The 18,041-nt window shown below is 59.1% G+C and carries 13 protein-coding genes and 2 pseudogenes; 7 read left to right on the forward strand and 8 right to left on the reverse strand.

Translation table 11 applies throughout. The features are described 5' to 3' along the window. Window positions 1-46 precede the first annotated feature (46 nt). Together OVA00_RS10670 and OVA00_RS10675 are read right to left on the reverse strand one after the other, a co-directional pair. The gene (locus tag OVA00_RS10670) at window positions 47-700 is read right to left on the reverse strand and encodes a DUF2865 domain-containing protein (RefSeq protein ID WP_268088815.1); all 654 of its coding nucleotides are present in this window, start codon (window positions 698-700) and stop codon (window positions 47-49) included. 1,104 nt (window positions 701-1,804) lie between these two features. Beyond that, window positions 1,805-2,236: pseudogene (locus tag OVA00_RS10675) on the reverse strand (transposase); the annotation flags it as partial. An 836-nt stretch (window positions 2,237-3,072) separates the two neighbouring features. Between OVA00_RS10675 and istA the strand changes: the two are divergent. The 4 genes from istA (at window position 3,073) to OVA00_RS10695 (ending at window position 6,623) form a co-directional block, all read left to right on the forward strand. Further along, window positions 3,073-4,575 (forward strand): IS21 family transposase, encoded by a 1,503-nt coding sequence (istA, locus tag OVA00_RS10680; protein ID WP_268088656.1) that lies wholly within the window; start codon window positions 3,073-3,075, stop codon window positions 4,573-4,575. After that, window positions 4,562-5,320 (forward strand): IS21-like element helper ATPase IstB, encoded by a 759-nt coding sequence (gene istB / locus OVA00_RS10685; RefSeq protein WP_268088657.1) that lies wholly within the window; start codon window positions 4,562-4,564, stop codon window positions 5,318-5,320. Before istA ends, istB begins: the two co-directional genes overlap by 14 nt. Beyond that, window positions 5,317-5,502 (forward strand): hypothetical protein, encoded by a 186-nt coding sequence (locus tag OVA00_RS10690; RefSeq protein ID WP_268088658.1) that lies wholly within the window; start codon window positions 5,317-5,319, stop codon window positions 5,500-5,502. Before istB ends, OVA00_RS10690 begins: the two co-directional genes overlap by 4 nt. A 278-nt stretch (window positions 5,503-5,780) precedes the next feature. Then, window positions 5,781-6,623 carry an IS5 family transposase gene (locus OVA00_RS10695; RefSeq protein WP_442780484.1) on the forward strand — a complete coding sequence of 281 codons (843 nt, stop codon included), beginning with the start codon at window positions 5,781-5,783 and terminating at the stop codon, window positions 6,621-6,623. A gap of 389 nt (window positions 6,624-7,012) precedes the next feature. Here OVA00_RS10695 and OVA00_RS10700 read toward each other — a convergent pair whose 3' ends face one another. Next, complete coding sequence (locus tag OVA00_RS10700; RefSeq protein ID WP_268088816.1) at window positions 7,013-7,198, reverse strand: hypothetical protein; 186 nt, start codon at window positions 7,196-7,198, stop codon at window positions 7,013-7,015. A 66-nt stretch (window positions 7,199-7,264) separates the two neighbouring features. On the opposite strand from OVA00_RS10700, the gene OVA00_RS10705 reads away from it, so the two are divergent. Further along, complete coding sequence (locus OVA00_RS10705) at window positions 7,265-8,551, forward strand: dicarboxylate/amino acid:cation symporter (RefSeq protein WP_268088817.1); 1,287 nt, start codon at window positions 7,265-7,267, stop codon at window positions 8,549-8,551. Window positions 8,552-8,813: 262 nt separating this feature from the next. Here OVA00_RS10705 and OVA00_RS10710 read toward each other — a convergent pair. Further along, a pseudogene (locus OVA00_RS10710) lies at window positions 8,814-9,939 on the reverse strand (IS630 family transposase). Between the two features lie 45 nt (window positions 9,940-9,984). Here OVA00_RS10710 and OVA00_RS10715 point away from each other — a divergent pair. Beyond that, window positions 9,985-10,290 (forward strand): LexA family protein, encoded by a 306-nt coding sequence (locus OVA00_RS10715; RefSeq protein ID WP_268088818.1) that lies wholly within the window; start codon window positions 9,985-9,987, stop codon window positions 10,288-10,290. Between the two features lie 211 nt (window positions 10,291-10,501). Here OVA00_RS10715 and OVA00_RS10720 read toward each other — a convergent pair whose 3' ends face one another. The 4 genes from OVA00_RS10720 to OVA00_RS10735 are packed head-to-tail and all read right to left on the reverse strand — an operon-like array spanning window position 10,502 to window position 15,106. Next, a complete protein-coding gene (locus OVA00_RS10720; protein WP_268088819.1) occupies window positions 10,502-11,443 on the reverse strand; it encodes a Csu type fimbrial protein in 942 nt (313 codons plus the stop codon). Window positions 11,444-11,455: 12 nt separating this feature from the next. Beyond that, window positions 11,456-13,870, reverse strand: a complete 2,415-nt coding sequence (locus OVA00_RS10725) for a fimbria/pilus outer membrane usher protein (protein WP_268088820.1) — start codon at window positions 13,868-13,870, stop codon at window positions 11,456-11,458. After that, a complete protein-coding gene (locus OVA00_RS10730) occupies window positions 13,842-14,561 on the reverse strand; it encodes a fimbrial biogenesis chaperone (RefSeq protein ID WP_268088821.1) in 720 nt (239 codons plus the stop codon). Before OVA00_RS10730 ends, OVA00_RS10725 begins: the two co-directional genes overlap by 29 nt. A gap of 47 nt (window positions 14,562-14,608) precedes the next feature. Further along, window positions 14,609-15,106 carry a Csu type fimbrial protein gene (locus tag OVA00_RS10735; protein ID WP_268088878.1) on the reverse strand — a complete coding sequence of 166 codons (498 nt, stop codon included), beginning with the start codon at window positions 15,104-15,106 and terminating at the stop codon, window positions 14,609-14,611. Between the two features lie 910 nt (window positions 15,107-16,016). Here OVA00_RS10735 and OVA00_RS10740 point away from each other — a divergent pair. Next, window positions 16,017-17,678, forward strand: coding sequence for a hypothetical protein (locus tag OVA00_RS10740; RefSeq protein WP_268088822.1), 1,662 nt, complete (start codon window positions 16,017-16,019; stop codon window positions 17,676-17,678). Window positions 17,679-18,041 lie beyond the last annotated feature (363 nt).

Here is an 18,041-nt window from a genome sequence, read left to right on the forward strand (position 1 = left end):
AATAAGCCGTATTACCTGCTTTTCCGTTCATGCAGTGCGTATTGAACTACTCGTCTTGGTTCGGCTTATCGGCATTTGTCGAGATGGACTGAAGTTGAATGCCAGGCCCGTCCGCAAGGGTATAGGGAAGAATGACGCGGACGTTTCTCCTGTTCTGGTCATAGTCGGCTTCCGAGAGTGACGCCTGGGCGATCGGTCTATCGAGCGAAGCAGATTTGATGACGACGGCTTCGTCTGATAGGCGGCCCCTTCTGTCACGTGCCGCTGCGACGCGGATCTTGTATTGTTGGAAATTGCATCGAAGGAAACTGCTTTCCTCACGATAGCGATATGCCGATGGCATCTCGCTATAGGACCTGCCGTCCTTGGTCGAGACCATGTCCGCAGTTTCCTTGCGCCGGTTTTCCAGTATGAAGAGGTCCATCTCAGCCCCGCCGCAGATCGCACTGCAGCGTTCGAGCTGCCGCTCGGCGTCCTTTCGCCCGACAAACTGTGAATTCGGAGTTGGAAAATAATACCCGTCGGAAAGTCGCACACAAAAGAGCAGCATCTTCTTTGAGAACTTCGGGGAGCGCGATCGCTCGCGGCGCGGCTCCGAGCGCTTTTTTTCATTGGTGGGGCGACAACTTTTCGGCGCGCGGCGAGGGGGGGAGCGGAATTCCTTTGAAAGGCCCCCCAATTGACCGATCTGGGTGCGCACCTGTAGCGCACGGCTTGCTAGGTCCCGGCAAGGATCGAAGAAGCCTCCAGATGACCTGAAGGTGCACTTCCTTTGCTGCTGCAGCCGTTGGATTGCACCCAATTGCCTAGACAGCGAAACGAATTGGGGGGATGACCGTACGGCTGTCTTGGGCGGATTCGCGCACAGTTTCTCGTCAGCGGCAGCGGCGCAAAGCGAACAAAGAACAGCCAGGCATACAAGGCATAAAAGAACCATAAGGCGCATAAGTGGGACACCCGCAGCTACTCAAGCAGAGCAAATCGGCCAGTGTCGCACTTGCGGTTGGATCCTGGACGTCATCCACCCAGCCGCACACAATCCCAACAGCCTTAGCTAAGGAGCTTTTGGAATTGTGTGCTTATATGCAAATAGGTGTATTGGGTTGCTTGCGATCGGATATCCGCGGTTCGCAGACGGCGTAAATTGATGTTTCAGTACGGCCGTCGCATGCTGAGTTGTCCTCCGTGCGGCGAGAGAGGTTTGCGCAGGTTCAGCGTAAGGATCCGTATTGGCGTGTGCCTTGAGCCGGCGTTGTGTGTGTGCCGGCGCAACTGTGTTGAAGATGGGAGTGGGCCTCCCGGAGCCGACCTGCAGGGGCTGGCTTCAAACCACTCCATGCTGCTGCGCTCAAGAGGCGTGGTGGTGAGCGATGGAGAAAAGGCGGCGCGCGACGCCGTCAGGTGTGTGACGAGAAGATGAGCGAAAGCGAACCGCTGACGACATATCGAAATGGGTTCAGACGCTGTCAAAACGGGCGTGGGTTAGTGGCGCCCGGAAGAGCATGGACGGCACCTGTTTACGGGCCATGCGGCAGCCGGTGTATAGGCGGCATGATCTCGCCACAGGCTTCAGCACGGAACAAGGGAACCTGGCATGGGATGCCAAGGGAAATCCGCAAGTGACCCAAACCATGAGGGAGAATACCGAAGCCCATGTCAGGGGCGGAGTGACCCGTAGTAGTGATGAAACGTCTGTAATGGACGCGGAGCGAAGGGGGCACGTCGCCCGGTCCGGGATTATGCGTCAACCGGTTCTTCCGGGAGGAGGGGAGTGTCAGGAATTCTGTGCGGTGGGCCGGTTTCATCAGTTGAAGAACCGCTCGCCGAAGATGACGGCGAACTGTGTCTTTGCCTCGATCCACTCCCTCGGCGCGCGCTTCCACTGCTCGGCCGCATTGTTGAGGACCAGATATAACAGCTTCATCGCGGCTTCGTCACCCGGGAAATGGCCGCGCGAGCGCACTGCCCGACGAAGTTTCGAGTTCAACGCCTCGATGGCGTTCGTCGTGTAGATGATGCGGCGGACGCCCTCTGGGAAGGCGAAGAAGGGAACAACGTGTTCCCAATTGCGCCGCCAGCTTTGAGAGATGGCAGGGTATTTCTGGCCCCAATACCCTTCCTCGAAAGCCTCCAGCGCCTTCATTCCAGCCTCGGCATCTCGAGCACGATAGATGGCTCTCAACGCCGGTACGACGGGTTTGCGATCCTTGTAGGACACGAACTCCAGAGAATGCCTGTGAACGGTCGTTGAGAAGTGCGGCTATTCGCTGCCGAGAGTTCCACAGAGGTTTTTCGGCAGTGACTTGCTTGTTCTGAAGCGGATGGGATTGGCTGGCCCCTATGCTTGCCTGCGCGCAGGCAAGCATAGGGGCCAGTGCGTCGAGAAGTATACCAAACGGCTTTTGGGTGAAGGGGTGAGGACTGGTGCAGCCGCAGCGCGTGCCGTAATCTTTGCGTCGATTGATGAAGGCAGGCACAGCGCCGAACGAACGGCTAATTCTACCCGGCGCCGCGCCCTACACCGTGCGGAACACGAATGCCGGGTTATTATGGCGCAGACGGAGCCTCGCGTCCATGTCATGACAGCTGCCGAAGGGCGGATGAACATGATACCGGACGCTTCTTTCTCTGCGAACGTTGTCGGACGCAGGTGCTGATCTGCCGATGTTGTGACCGCGGGCAGATTTATTGCGCCGGAGGCTGCGCTCGTGTTGCCCGTGCCGCGCGCCGTCGGGATGTCGCCAGGCGTTATCAGACGAGCCGGAACGGCCGCTTCGCTCATGCAGCCCGCAGCCGCCGATATCGGGCCCGGCACAAAATAGTGACGCACCATGGTTCACTCACCAGCGATGCCGATGTTGATGTAATGGCGGCTTCGGTGACGACACCGAACAAGGCGTCCGACACTGCTGATACGCCGTCCTTGACCGAGCCTGCGATCCCTGAAGGATTGCCGACCGGCGTTCTGGGGCATCATTGTCACTGGTGTGGCCGCTGCTGCTCGCCGTTTGTCCGCCGTGAGCCCCTGCGTCGTCGCCGAGCCATCCCGATGTCCCTATCCAGAGGATGACGATGGCCATATCTGCCGAACTGCAGGCTCAGATCCTGCGCTACCACCATGTCGAGAAGTGGCGGGCCAACACCATTGCCCACCAACTCGGCGTCCACCATCATACCGTTCAATGCGTGCTGGCCCGTTCCGGGCTGGTGCCGCATGGGCCGCGAACTCGGCCAAGCCAGATCGACGCCTATCTGCCGTTCATTCTGGAGACCCTTGAGGCATTCCCCACCCTGACGGCAGCCAGACTCCACGCAATGGTCTGCGAGCGGGGATATCGTGGCGACGGCGGTCACTTCCGCCATATGATCGCCCGCCACCGACCGCGCCAGAAGGCCGAGGCCTATCTGCGCCTGCGCACCCTTCCTGGAGAGCAGGCCCAGGCCGACTGGGGCCACTTTGGACAGATGCAGATCGGTAGGGCACGTCGTCCCCTCATGGCCTTCGTCATCGTGCTGAGCCAATCCCGCCGGATCTTCCTGCGCTTCTTCCTCGATGCCAGGATGGAAGCGTTTCTGTCCGGTCACGCCGAAGCCTTCGACAGATGGGGCGGGGTTCCCAAGGTCGTGCTCTACGACAATCTGAAGAGTGCCGTGCTCGAGCGTCATGGCGATGCCATCCGCTTCAACCCCACTCTGCTCGCCTTTGCCGCCCATTATCGATACGATCCCCGTCCGGTCGCTGTCGCGCGGGGGAATGAGAAAGGCCGCGTCGAGCGCGCTATTCGCTATATCCGCGACAACTTCTTTGCCGCCCGCAGCTTCAAGGATCTCGATGATCTCAACGCCCAGGCCGATGCCTGGTGCGAGGGCGTTGCCGCCGACAGACTGTGCCCCGGTCTCGATATGACCGTCAGGCAGGCCTTCGCCCTCGAACAGCCCTACCTTTTGCCATTGCCAGACACCTCCTTTGAATGGCCGGCCCAGATCGCTGTTTCCATCGGCAAGACCCCTTACGCCCGCTTCGATCTGAACGACTATTCCGTCCCGCACGCCTACGTCCGGTGCAGCTTGAGCATCGTGGCCACGCAGAAGGAAGTCCGCGTCCTCGATGGTGCGAAGGTCGTTGCCTGTCACGTTCGCAGCTATGACAAGGGTGCTCAGGTGGAGGATGCCGCCCACATCAAGGCTTTGGTTGACGAGAAGCGTGCCGCCCGACGACACAGCGCCACCGATCGGCTGGCTGCCGCCGTTCCCGCCAGCACCGCGCTTCTTGAGCGCGCGGCACAGAACGGTCATTCCCTGCATTCCGCCATCATCGGCCTGAACCGGCTGCTTCAGCACTACGGAGCCCGCGAACTGCAAGCGGGAATCCTGGAGGTCCTGGCGCTCGAAGGGCCATCGCCCCATCCCAATGCCGTCCAGCTGATCCTGGAGCGCCGACGGGAACGGCGGCGCCAACCGCCGTTGCTGCACGTCGCGCTGCCCCGGCATGTCCAGGACAAGGACAGTCCTGTCCGGCCCGCTCGTCTCGACCTCTACGACCAGCTCAAGGAAACCTCAGATGACAAGTCATGATCAAAGCGATGCCCTCAATCGCGCCGCCCGGTTGCACCTGCACGGTCTTGTCGCTCACTGGCAGGACGCGCTTGAAGGCGGGTGGGCGCTGACACTTCTCGACTGGGAGGAGAACGAACGCGCCAGGCGTAGTCTGGAACGACGGCTGAAGGATGCCAGGATCGGACGCTTCAAGCCGCTCTGCGACTTCGATTGGTCCTTTCCGACACGATGCGACCGGCAGTCCATCGAAGCGCTCATGCGTCTCGACTTCATCCGTGACGCCGCCAATGCCGTCTTCATCGGCCCCAACGAAGTCGGCAAGTCAACACTTGCCCGCAACATCGCCCATCATGCCGTCCTCAACGGCCACACCGCCCTGTTTACCAGCGCCGGCCAACTGCTGGGCGAACTGGCTGCCATCGACAGCGCTTCCGCGCTCCGCCGGCGCCTGGCCCATTACATCGCTCCAGCCCTCCTCGTCATCGATGAGGTCGGATATCTCTCCTACACCAACCGGCATGCCGACCTGCTCTTCGAGCTGATCAGCCGACGCTACGAGGCAAAGAGCACCATCGTCACGACCAATCGCAATTTTGCCGACTGGCACGAGGTCTTTCCCAACGCCGCCTGCGTCGTGTCGATGGTCGATCGTCTCGTCCACAATGCCGAAGTCATTGCCATCGAGGGCCAATCCTACCGGCTCAAAGAGGCCACCGAACGATCGGAACTGCGCACCGAGCAGAGAAGGGCGCAAAGGCCATGACAAAAGCCCCCGCGAAACCTGGGTTGCCGCTCTCCTTGTCCGTCGAGATCCCGACAACCTGGACACCGGAACAGGCCCTGGCCGTCTTCGAACTGCTGACCGAAATCCGCGACAGGGTCTGGCACCAATACAACGTCCAGATCCAGACCGAGCTCCAAAACCAGCGCCTGCCAAACAAATGATCTGACAGCCCACCGAAAGCACGCTGCCTTATTCCGATTTCTCGGCAGCGAATAACCGCAGTTTTAGGCGACCGCTAACATCATTCCCTGGGCTGTGTTCGAGAAGCCGTTGGCGAAGGCATTGAAGCGATCCGACGGATCAAAGGGCGGGCGTCCGCCGTTCCCGGTAGGGCTGATGTTCAAGATCCTGGTGCTGCAGGCGCTCTACAATCTCTCCGACGACCAGGCCGAGTTCGTCATCCAGGACCGGTTGTCGTTCATGTCTTACCCGACAGGCGATGCACGCATCGCCGATAGGGCGGTTTCTCGGGCTCGGCCTTTCCGACAAGGTTCCGGATGCCAAGACGATCTGGCTGTTCCGCGAAAGCCTGGTGCGGGCCGGTGCCATCGACAACCTATTCGCCCGTTTCGACAAGCATCTGTCACGGTCGGTCTACCTGGCCAAAGGTGGTCAGATCGTTGATGCAACGATCATCCAGGCGCCCAGGCAGCACAACAGCCAGGACGAGAAAGACGCGATCAAGGCTGGTGAGATCCCGCACGAGTGGAAGGACAAGCCCGCCAAGCTTACCCAGAAGGATCGCGATGCGCGTTGGACGGTGAAATATTCCAAGGCGAAGCAGCCGACACAAACGCCGACATCAGCCGCGACCAAGCAGCATGACATCGCCATTCCAATGTTCGGTTACAAAAACCATGCCGGCATCGACCGGGCGCATGGGTTCATCCGGGGATGGACGGTGACGAGTGCGGCCGCCCATGACGGCGCTCAGCTCAGAAACGTCGTCGCCAAGGACAATACTGCCTCGACGGTCTGGGCCGACAGTGCCTATCGCTCGAAGACCAACGAGGAGTGGCTGAAAGACAATGGCCTGAAGTCGGACATCCACCAGCGAAAGCCGAAGGGCAAACCAATGCCGGAAACGATGTCGCGGGCAAATGGGCGACGATCAAAGATCAGGTCCGCCGTCGAGCACGTCTTCGCCAGGCAAAAGGACAAGATGAAGCTCTTCATCCGCACCATTGGCATCAGCAGGGCGACGGTGAAGATCGGCATGGCCAACATCGCCTACAACATGCTCCGCTATGTCTTCCACGAAGGGCGACGCGCCACCGCATGAAGCATGCCGCCCCGAAAGGGCCGTGACACCACGAAATCCAACGCAAAATCGGAAGCAAAAACCGCCAACAGCCATCAAGCCGCGCCGCCGATCACCAATTCAGCAGTATTCGAGGCCTCCGATTGATTGTGAGAGCGTGCCGTTGATCGGTTAAGACGGCGGGCGGGCGTGTACCTTCTTCGCCTATTAGCTCAAATGAAAGGTAGCGGGATCTCGTCCGTCCCTTTGTCGGCTTGGGGCGGTTATCGGTCATTCAGGTGGCGCCTCATCGCAAATCTGACTGACCGGTGGCCCAGCGGCGGCCTGAGCCTGGCGTATTCTTGGCCGCCCGGGCTTTTGGTCGTCGCTGGATGAAACTTCACCGGGCGGTCGAAAAGCGCTCTTTGCTATCAGAAACCCTGTGATGAACTTAGAACATTCATGGCCGTCATTTCCACTTCCACGTTAACCGTCAATCCTGTGAATATCGTCAGTTCGTCGGTTACGCGAAGATCAGTGGAGGCGAGCGGGTCGATGACCGCCAAGGTCTTGCTCTTCGGAGCGCTGACTGCGCCGCGCCCGATCACAGCGCGCACCTGAACCACCCATCTGTTGACTGAAAAACCGCCTGGACAAACCGGGCAGGGAGTACGGAGATTTTCATGAATTTGAACAAGCAGACGACCTGGATCGTCGTCGCGATGATCATGGGCGTTGCCGTTGGATACGGCTGCAACGTGCTCTCGGCCAGCCCGTCGGCAGCAAAGGATATCGCGGACTGTTTCGCCTTGGTGACCGACATTTTCCTGCGCCTTATCAAGATGATCATAGCGCCGCTGATTTTCGCCACGCTCGTTTCCGGCATGGCTGGGATGGGCGATGCCCGGACTGTTGGGCGTATCGGCGGCAAGGCGCTCGGCTGGTTCCTGATGGCGTCGTTGACATCGCTTGCAATCGGCCTCGTTTTTGCCAATCTTTTTCAGCCCGGTGCCAATGTTGGCGTGCCGTTGCCCGATCTTGCGGCCGCGGCGACCCTGAAGAACTCCTCGCTCAATATCAGGGATTTCATAACCCACGTCTTCCCCCGCAACATCTTCGAGGCGATGGCGACGAACGAGATCCTTCAGATCCTCGTCTTCTCCGTATTCTTCGGCCTTGCCCTTGGTAGCCTGAAAGACACGAAGGCTCGCGGCCTGATCGATGTCATTGAAGGTGCAGTCCCTGTTATGCTGAAGGTGACGGACTATGTGATGCGTTTCGCACCCGTGGGTGTCTTTGCTGCCGTCGCCAACGTCGTCACCATTCAGGGTCTCGGCATCCTGATGGTCTACGGCAAATACGCAGGCACATTCTACGCAACGCTTTTTGTGCTTTGGGCCGTCTTGATCGGCGCAGGCTTCTTGGTGCTCGGCGCAAACGTGTTTCGCCTGGTCAGGGAAGTGCGCCAGCCGATGCTGGTGGGATTTTCCACCGCCTCCAGCGAAGCGGCTTACCCGCGCGTCATGGAAAAGTTGGAAGGTTTCGGCGTGAACGAGCGGATCACCGGCTTCGTCCTGCCGCTCGGCTATTCGTTCAACCTCGATGGATCGATGATCTATACGACGTTTGCAGCTCTGTTCATATCCCAGGCCTATGGCCTGCCGCTCACGATGGAGCAGCAGATCGTCATGCTGCTTGTCCTCATGGTATCGAGCAAAGGCATCGCCGGCGTGCCCCGCTCCTCGCTCGTTGTCGTGGCCGCCGTCCTGCCGATGTTCAACCTGCCGGAAGAAGGCGTATTGTTGATCATGGGCATCGACCACTTCCTTGACATGGGACGTACAGCCACTAACGTCCTCGGCAACGCTATCGCCACCACAGTCGTCGCCAAGTGGGAAAACGCCCTGGAGATCTCCGATGAGTACGAAGCAGACAGCCGAACGCGCGAGACATCGGCTGCGGCTGAGTAGGCAAAAACCCGGAACGAGCTGCCCGGTTCACTTCAGAATGCGGGCAGCAGCGCGCACTCACCCTTTGAAGTCGCTCTAGTTGACGATCGTCGCCGGCGTCTTCCGCCCTGCAAAGACCTGGATTTTCGGAACTCCACGAACTGGTGTTTCCCGAGCCTTACGCGATCATCCTGAACGGCCAGATCAACAATGTGGGTCGCCTTTATGGTTGCTGGTGATCCAATTATCTATCGACGGCCATGCTAGTAGCTCTGCACAGAGGTTATGATTCTTTGGCCGTTGGTTTTGGGTAGGCTTTGGCCAGCTTGACGCGGGCCTTCTCGGTAGAGAACATCCATTTGATGCGGGCACCACTGGCGTTGCGTCGGCGTTCCCAGGCTGCAACCTCGTCGACGAGGCGGTCGCGGCTTTCGATGCGGCGGTTGAGGCATTGGCCGCGCAGGACGCCGATTTCGATCTCGACCATGTTAAGCCAGCTGGCGTGCTTGGGCGTGTAGTGGAATTCCAGCCTTCTGAGGCTTCGGCGCGCCTCATCGTACCGGCAGGGCCTGGTAGAGCGCAGCGGGTGTGTGGGTCGACAGATTGTCGAGCACCACGCGGATGCAGGCGGCCTCGGGATAATGGACATCGACGAGATCGCGCATGCAGTGGGCGAAGTCCTCGGCCGTACGCCGTTCGGTGACTTTCACCTTGCGCCAGGATCGGTGCGCGTCGAGGAAGACGAACAGGTTGGCAGTGCCATTGCGTTTGTACTCGCAGTCGTAGCGTTGCGGCCTTCCGGGTTCGGCCGGGATCGGCTGGCGCACCTCGCCGATGAGCTGGGTCGGGCTTTCGTCGAAGCACACCACCTACCGCTGCGGGTCGGACGCTTCGGCATAGAGGTCGAGCACATCCTCCATGCGCGCGACATACTCGGCATCGATCTTGGGAATGCACCACATGTCCTTGCGCCATGGCTTGACATCATTCTCGGCCAGGCGCCGGCGCACCGTCTCGCGCGACAGCTGTTCGTGCTCGGTCAGCTTGACGAACGCGTCGGCCAGCAGCTCCAGCGTCCAGCGGGCGCAGCCCGGCGGCGGGCTGGAGCAGGCGGTGGCCACCAGCAGGGCTTCCTCCTTGCCGGTCAGCTTGCGTTGCGCGCCCGGGCGCGGCTCCTCGCCAAGCGCCGCCTCCAGGCCCATCTCCACGAAGCGACGCTTGGTGCGGTAGACTGTGGAACCGCCGACCGCCACCGTTGCGGCGATGGTCTCGTCGCTGAGCCCCGCCTCGGCGGCGAGCAGGATCTGCGCCCGCTTGAGCTTGCGCGCCGGGTGCTTGCCGCCGCGCAGCATGCTCAAGAGTTCGTCGCGTTCGGGTTGGTCGAGGTCGACACGATGGCGTACATTCATCCGGAAAGCCTCCTTCAATTGCGGAGGTTCCGGATGAATCGAAAAATGAATCAATTACTTGACGGGCAGCCGGCAGCGCCACCCCACTTCACCGAAAAGCAGGGCCAGTACCTCGCCTTCATCTGGGCCTATAGCCAAATCAACGAACGGCCGCCGGCCGAGCGTGACCTGCAACGCTATTTCGGCGTCACCCCACCATCCGTCCACCAAATGGTGCTCTCCCTCGAGCGGGCCGGATTAATCCGAAGGAAACCCGGCGTCGCCCGCAGCATCGAACTGCTCGTCAGCCACAACTGCCTACCCACGCTGCAACCCAACCAACTCGTCAAATCCTCTGTGCAGAGGTACTAGCCGAACCAACTGCTCTGTTCCTGGGCGGTAGCGGCCGGTAGAAAAGTGCAATGACGCGTCGCATCGGCAAGACCGTGCAGTCTCGGTTGGTGATACCCCGCCTGGCACGGTGCGGCCCGTCAACTTCTGATCGCCATCGACCGAGAGCTGCGATCTCGCAGGCTCGTCCCATGACGTAAACTTCAAACAGCTATCGGTGGCGACTGTTGCATCAATAGGTCAGTGTCACAACGACCGTATCGGTGTAGGTGCCGGGGGAGGGAGTTTTTTGTGGAGGCACGCGCCCATAGACCGGCAACACTTGGGCTGCGCCGTTTCCAGTGCCTGGGATGGTACTGCCGGAAGTTGTCGCATCGCCCCACGGCTGAGATCGGTTCGCATCCTTGTAAAGACCGTAGGTCACGGTTTCCGATCCTTTCGACATTTTGCGCGCTGTCGGTGCTGAATTGGCCGTGCCGCCGTTCAAGGAGATTGAATAGGTCGTTCCTGGGGTGCAGGTCGCCGTCACCGAACCGGAGGCGTCGACATTTGTATTGAGCACTCCCCTGGTGCCGAAGTCGATGTTCTGCACGGCAATAAGGCAATTCGCAACAACGCCTGCATTGACGGCAAATGAGGTCGTTGCGACCGTTCCCGTGGCCGAATCACAGTTGCTTCCATTGTTGTAGCGATATCGAAAGGGTGTTTGCGTTCCCGAAAAGGTCGAGATGTATGTTCCAACCTCGGCCGCTGGTTGATTGGGCAATACCGATCCATAGACGGTGATCGCTTCTGAGCCCGTTCCAAATAGGCCGAGAGTTATTGCGTAGGCCGGAGAGCGGTCGGCGTAGGCCCAGCTATAGGATCCCCAGGTCATGCTTCGCGCAGAATCCGAATAGAGCTGATAGTTCAGAGCGCTGGACCCACTCAGCATCTGCCGCGCTGCACTCGAGGATGCGCCTGCGCTCCCGGCTGCGAGATTTGGGCAAAGCAGGACACGTCTGAGCGGGGTTCCGGTGCAGTTGACGTTGATGACCGCGGTAGACGTGGCCCCGGCGCCTGACAGCGTATTGACGGCGCTGAAGTTCATATTGGAGGTGCTGAAGCTGCAACTTTGCGCAAAGGACAAAGAAGGCATCACCAGGGGCAGGACGAAAGCGAAGGCGCGACGCATCCTTTGATCCTCTCACATGCATCTGACATCGTTGACTACAATCTGTTTCCCCGGCTGAGGCGTGTAGGAAAACTCGGCCCCGCACGCGCCTCCACCAGGAAGCATGACGTCGATTGTGTTTTTTGGCCGAAGATTGCGAATGTAGGCATGACCGTCATAGCCGATGACAAATTCGTCGCTGCCGTGCTGTAGCTTGCCTCTGAGGCCTGCTGGAAGCGGCCTTCCACTCTCATCCTTGATCGTGACGATTGCGGCATGTGGAGCGTCTGAAACGCCGAACCTGACGACGACCCCGCTACGGTCTGCAGGAACGACAACATCTCTCGTTGCCGGCACGTCGGCATCGACGGGAAGGTTTTTCGGATCGACCGACACGGTGTTCGGCTCGTAGGAATTGAGGTCCGGCACAAGGATCCGCCCACGGCTGTCCGTTTTACCGACGGGTCTGTTTTGCAGCTGAACTTCGACCCCGGGCGTCCCAACGTCGACGATGGCAAAAGCATCATCGATGCGATTGGTGGCAAAGACGTCGCCGCCTGCGATCACGACGGCGCCGTCCATTTGAGCGGTTGCGCGGACGTCTCCACCATATTGCTGGACGCCGCCTTCGAACCTGGCAAAGGGCGCACGATAGCTGACTGCGGCTTCCCGGTTTGACACTTTTCCTTCCGAAGTTCGAGCGCGCCAACCGACGCTGCCGTTTTCCTGCTGTTCGGATTTGGAAACGTCCGCAATGACGTTGATGCCGTCTGGTCCACTCTCGATGCCCGTATTGGCCGAAATGTTGCCATCGAACGGGACCGAAACGCCGGCAAAGATCCCGAAACTGTCGTTGTCCTCGATATCGGCGAAAGCCGAGGCGTAGAACGTTGCGCGCTTGAAGGTCTGGCTGTAGGAGACGCCGGCAATCCGGTGCTCTTCGCCATCAGCGCTTTCCAAACGGGTGTAGGAGAAATTGAGGCTGGATAGGTCGAGTGGTGCCGGAGCACTGACGGTCACCTGATCGAGCGCGCGGGGTACACCTGCGCCGAAGGCCGGCGTATCCCCGGCATTGTTTTGCGCGGGCGCGGCCGTAACGGACGCAATATCACTGTAATTGTGAAGGGCGCGCTGCATGCGTGCATAGATCGACCAATCGCCGTAGCTCAGTTCCAATGAGGCGTTGACGAGCCCACCGGAGCCGGCGTCGCTTTTACTTCCGGCAACGGCCACCGACGCTACTCCCCATGCTCCAACCGGGAAGGCCGTACCAATGCCACCGTTGAAGAGCTCTTCTCCGCCCTCAAGATGGCTCTCCAAAGTGAGCCAATCGGTCAGCCCATAGCGGGCAGTTGCCACCCCCATGACACGTTCGTCGTAGTCGTCCGATCTAATTCCAAAGTTGCGCCGCGGAGCGCCGGCCTCCACCGAAAAGTCGAACAATCCTGCGCGAAGGAGCAAGTTTGACGAATAGAACGGCAGCGTCTCGGTCGTTTCGCGGCCGAGGCTGTCGCGCAAGACAATGCGAGCCTCACCCAAGCCTGAGAACGTGGGAAAGTTGGTAACCTGAAACGGACCAGCTGGGACGTCGCCGGTATAGTTGCGAACATTCTGGCTGTAGATCTCAAGTGTTGATGGAACCGCTGCCGTTCCTTCAAATGCCGGGAGCGGCTCAGTGACAAGGTCGGACCGGAGAGAAAAGTTACGCTGCACCTGAAGACCGCCCAGATAGACCGGTCGTGTCCAGGAAAGCCCACCGGTGGTCACATCGCCCATTCGATAACTCAACAGGCGATGAGGGTCGGAATAGCTCCAGGTTGTGTTGAGACGGGTGACGCGGTCCAGCTCGCCATCGGAATAACCGGCGAGGAACGACTGGCTGAGTGTTCCATAGGGGCTGAAAATGCGCGCGTCGAACGATCCGGATATCCCTTGAAATATGTTCGCATCGTCTTCAAAAAGGGTCCTGGAGCTGGCAAAGAGCGAGTAGTTGAGCACGCCGCCTGAGCCGGACCGTGGCTCTGGAACGTCACCTTTCTGCTTTTGCCCGAGGTCGATTAGGCGCGGTGTGCGGCCATCGTCCGACGTCGTGACGTAAAGCCGCTGGGCCTCCTCGTCTATGCGGAATGACAGGTCGTCGAGATCGTTCAGCTTGACTGGAGCATCGTCGGCCGCGCCTGCCGGTGGTTTGATCCCCACTTGGCGAAGTTCTTCGGCGGTTGCAGTGAGCGAACCGTCCGGCTGTTGCCGGAACGTGCCGATCATCTTCATCGAAACATTGTTGATGAACACTTCAAGCAAGACGCAGCGCGCGTTCGAATGCGTTTGACGGTTTTGGACCATCACCGGTTCGCCAGGCACTTCCTGTGCGTTTAGTGCCGAGACCGAAAGAATGGTCCCGGCAACGGCGACCCCTGTTCTAATGCTTGCTAATTGCGATATTCGCATCGAATGGTCCGAGATCGCTCTGACCCTGCAGCGTCACTCTGCCGCCGGAGAGTGATTTTGCTTTGCCAATCCGCCACTGCATCGTCGCGCCGCCAAGAACGTAACCGACGAGGCCGCCGCGGCCGCCGACATTTGTCTTTCCGTGCCTGAGCGTTGCGTTCGAGAGACGGAAGCGTTTGTCACCGTTGTTCTTGCCGGTCAAAAACAGGCTGCCGCCATGCTGGCTGAGACCCCATGAGACATCGGAAGCCTTGGCGTCGGGGTTCCGGAAGAAGACGGGAACCGAGTGACGCATGATCAGCGTCACGGTGCCAGCTTGCGCCCGCGAGGCATCCGGCAGCTCGTCCACGATGACGCGGTAGCTTTCTTCCTTGTGGACCGGAGCGTTGCTTGTTCGCACGACCCGAACCACATATTCGGCGTTTGCACCCATTTGGGTGGCCGGTGGGCTTACGACCACGTCTGTGGTCGGCTCGAGCTGCTCGGCGCCGTCCTTCTGGCTCCACCTGAAGACCCGGACTTGGACATTGATGGGACGATCGCTGTCATTGGTCAGGTTGAGCATAGCGGCGCTCTCGGGCGCAGCAAGGTCTAGATTGGTCGGCGCCACTCTCAAGGACGCCGCATTTGCAATAGGCGTTGTCAAATACAAGAGTGCAGTCACCGAGACGCCTGAAAGCATCCGTCGCATTTTCGAGCCTCCGGGAGAGTGTGTGAAAGAGCGTGTGGAGCAGGGACCTAATATGTGACGGTAATCGCCACGGTGTCGCTATAGACACCAGCCGCCGGTGTGACTTGCGGTGGAACCCGGCCATAGACGGTCAATTTTTGCACGTCACCGTTGCCAGTTCCCGCGACGGTATCAGTCCCGATGGTGACACCCCATAGCTGGGTCCGAGCAGCGTCGCGGTAGAGCGCATAGTTGACGGTCGCCGCGGATGGACCTGTCATCTTGCGGACGGCCGTTGTTGCACTTGCACCCGCTCCGGCGCTCAATCCAACATTGTAGGTTTGTCCAGTGGTGCATTGAACGCCAATATTGCTTGCCTGGTCGATGTTGGCAGCGATGACGCCCGCCGTGCCGAAATCGAGATCGCTGGCGGTCTGGATCTTGCACTCCGCCTGGATTGTGAGGCGCACAGTCATATTGCCTGTGGCGGTCGCGGCGAGGGCAGGCCCCATTGGTGTCGATAATGCGAGGCCGACAATTGTGGCGACGCGTAGCGCTTTTAGCATCAGTGTTTCTCTCTCAAAATAAGCAACGAATTGCTCTGATTGTCGCTCTGACGGGGTCATTCAGCCGTTTGCATGGAGACAACCGATCCCACCTGAATGACCCCTGACCGCTCAAGAGGGCGGGTTCGATTCGCTACCATAGATTTAGCCTAATGGCGCAATAAGGGCTTGGGTTGCTGACGCGGAGCGCGCTTGACGCGATAAGCCGCGTTCGAGGGTTGTAAGGGAATTTTCAGAAAATGCATCGCCCTGATAGATGATGACCCCGAAAGCTGGTATTGGTCGTCGTCTTTCATTCCCATCACCGCCATGTTGTGTGACTTGCGTCCTCAATTAACTCAGGCGAAATTGGGGTTTATCCACCTTGTTGGTCTATTCGGATCGGAGATGCCGGACACCAGATTGACGAAGGACGGAAACGCAGCAATTTAGACAGGATCGTTCCCATCAATTAAAGCGTTATACCAGCGATGAGTGTTTCGATCGGCTGCTTCAAGTTCAGCCATTGCAGGAAGAGCCCGGGCGCCATTTGGGTGGCCAGGTTCCTCAGGAAATGGATCTGGCGACGAGAAAATCCCGCAGGTAACAGCGTGGAGACCGGTGGTTGCGGGAACGCGAGGGCTTTGCATTCACGCAAGTTTACCGAAATTCGGGCCATAGGATACTGCGCTCAGGGTTGTTTCCGTGGACCATGCCACGGCTGTGCCAAGAGCGACGCCACGGGATTGGTATTGCGTGGACGGCATTGGGCACATAAATTGATATCGACCAAAAACGAAGGTGTTTTTTACGCTTGCCCGATGAACGAAGGACATCGCCAGGAACCGCATCCACTCGAGCGCCTCAAAGACCAACGGATGGGGAAATCAGGGCTCAACTGGATCGAATTCGTTCGAGTCCGGAGTTCGGTGTGCCCGAGCGCGCGTCACGATTTCTCCTCTATGTCGTTGATCAAGCACTCGCCGGCCGGGCGAGTGACATTAAAGCCTACACGATCGCTACCGAAGTGTTCGGCAGGCCCGGTTCGTTCGATGCGCAAACGGACTCGATCGTTCGCACAGAGGCCGCTCGTATCCGTGAAGCACTCCGGCACTACTACCTGACTGCCGGCAGACACGACGCAGTTGTGATCTCGATCCCCAAAGGCGGATATTCTCCGACCTTCTCTCAGTCTCTGTCGGCAGATTTGGAAGATGTTGGTGAGGCGGCGTCTCAACCGCACCGGTTGGGATGGCGATCGCGGTTTTCCATCATTCTGACCATTGTTGGCGTGGTTCTTCTGGTTGTAGTTTTTGGTAGCCGATGGGGGATGTTGTTGATCGGTGCTCCGGGACAACATGCGGTGGACAACCTTTTGCCAGGCAACCCCGAACTCCTTGTTGAGCCTTTCAAGGATCTGTCCGGGGTTGGCGAATCGGAAATGATCGCGCGAGGATTGACGGCAGAAGTTCTTTCGGAAATTTCCAGGTTTCGGGAGATCGTCACCAGAATGGAAAGGCAGGCCGGCGAATCCAGTTCGCAGGGCCCGGCGCGTTATCGTCTGCAGGGTGAGGTCCAACTCGAGGAAAGCAAACTTCGGCTCAACATTCGCCTGATCGAAGCGCAGGATGACGCGGTGATCTGGGCCAAGAGCTACAGCGAGAGCCGTAAGGTACGGGACGTATTAGACCTTGAAGCGAGCGTGGCTCAAGACGTAGCAATGACACTGGCACAACCATACGGCATTATCTTTGGCGCTGCGGCCGCACGGGTCGCCGGCTCCCAGCCCGAGGACTGGGACGCATACGCCTGCACGCTCGCCTATTATGGGTATCGCACCAGCCTTAATCGCGAGACCCACGCAACCGCGCAGCACTGCCTGTTGAAATCGGTCGAACGTTTTCCGACCTACGCAACCGCCTGGGCGCTCCTTGCCATGACATACATAGACGAGCTGCGCTTTCGGTACCTGTTGAAGACCCAATCCGTTCTACCGCTCGGCCGCGCGGCCCAAGCCGCACGCCGCGCGGTCGAACTAGATCCGCACAATGTCCGTGGTCTTCAAGCCCAGATGATTGTCTTTTTCCTGTTTGGCGACATAGACACGGCGTTGGTTCTCGGCGCACGCGCCTATTCGCTCAACCCCAATGACATGGAGCTGCTTGGTGAGTATGGCTTCCGCCTTGCTGCCTCCGGTCAATGGCAAAAAGGCTGCGATCTTGTCCTGCAGGCGGTCACGCGAAATCCCAGTCCCTATGGATACTTCGCAATGTTTCTAGCGGTGTGCTCTTACATGCAGCGGGATTATCCGGCTGCGGAACGGTGGGCCGCCATCTCGGATCTGCAAAACAATTCACTTTTTCATTTCGTTCGCGCTGCGATCTTCGGCCAGCTTTCGGATACGACTGCTGCGTCCCAAGAGCGGCACTGGATCGAACAGAACGCAGCAGAACTCCTTGACAATGTTCATCGTGAGCTCGCTGCCCGCTTTGTCCTTGCTGATGACCAGGCCCATTTCCTGGACGGTCTGAGGAAGGCAGGGTTACCAATTCCCCGGGCTGCAACAGGCGTCCAAACTCCGGGCCGGCAATGAAATTGATTGTGCTCGATCTCAAGCCGCCCTTGCGCTGCCCTTACGATGCCGCCTCGTTTCTTGTGTTTGATCGACGACGCTGGAGCAGTTTCTAACGCGGACTGCCGGTTCCTCCATAACGACCGCCCTGAACCTGGGTCGCGCTTTCTAACCGAAATAGCGCCTGCGGCATTCCTGATCCGCTGAAAGCCAGACTGACCGGTGCGGCAGGACGCCAACTCGTAGCCAATTGGGTGCATCTTTGTGGGATGCCTCTCAATCGCTGTAGCGAATTCTTCAAGAAACTGTTTCGCGCTGCCTGATCGCCCGCGTCTATCCAGTTTGCCGGGATCTAATTGGGAGACCCAATTAAAAGAGGTTGAC

Source organism: Ensifer sp. SL37, from assembly GCF_026672675.1.
Taxonomy (GTDB): domain Bacteria; phylum Pseudomonadota; class Alphaproteobacteria; order Rhizobiales; family Rhizobiaceae; genus Ensifer; species Ensifer adhaerens.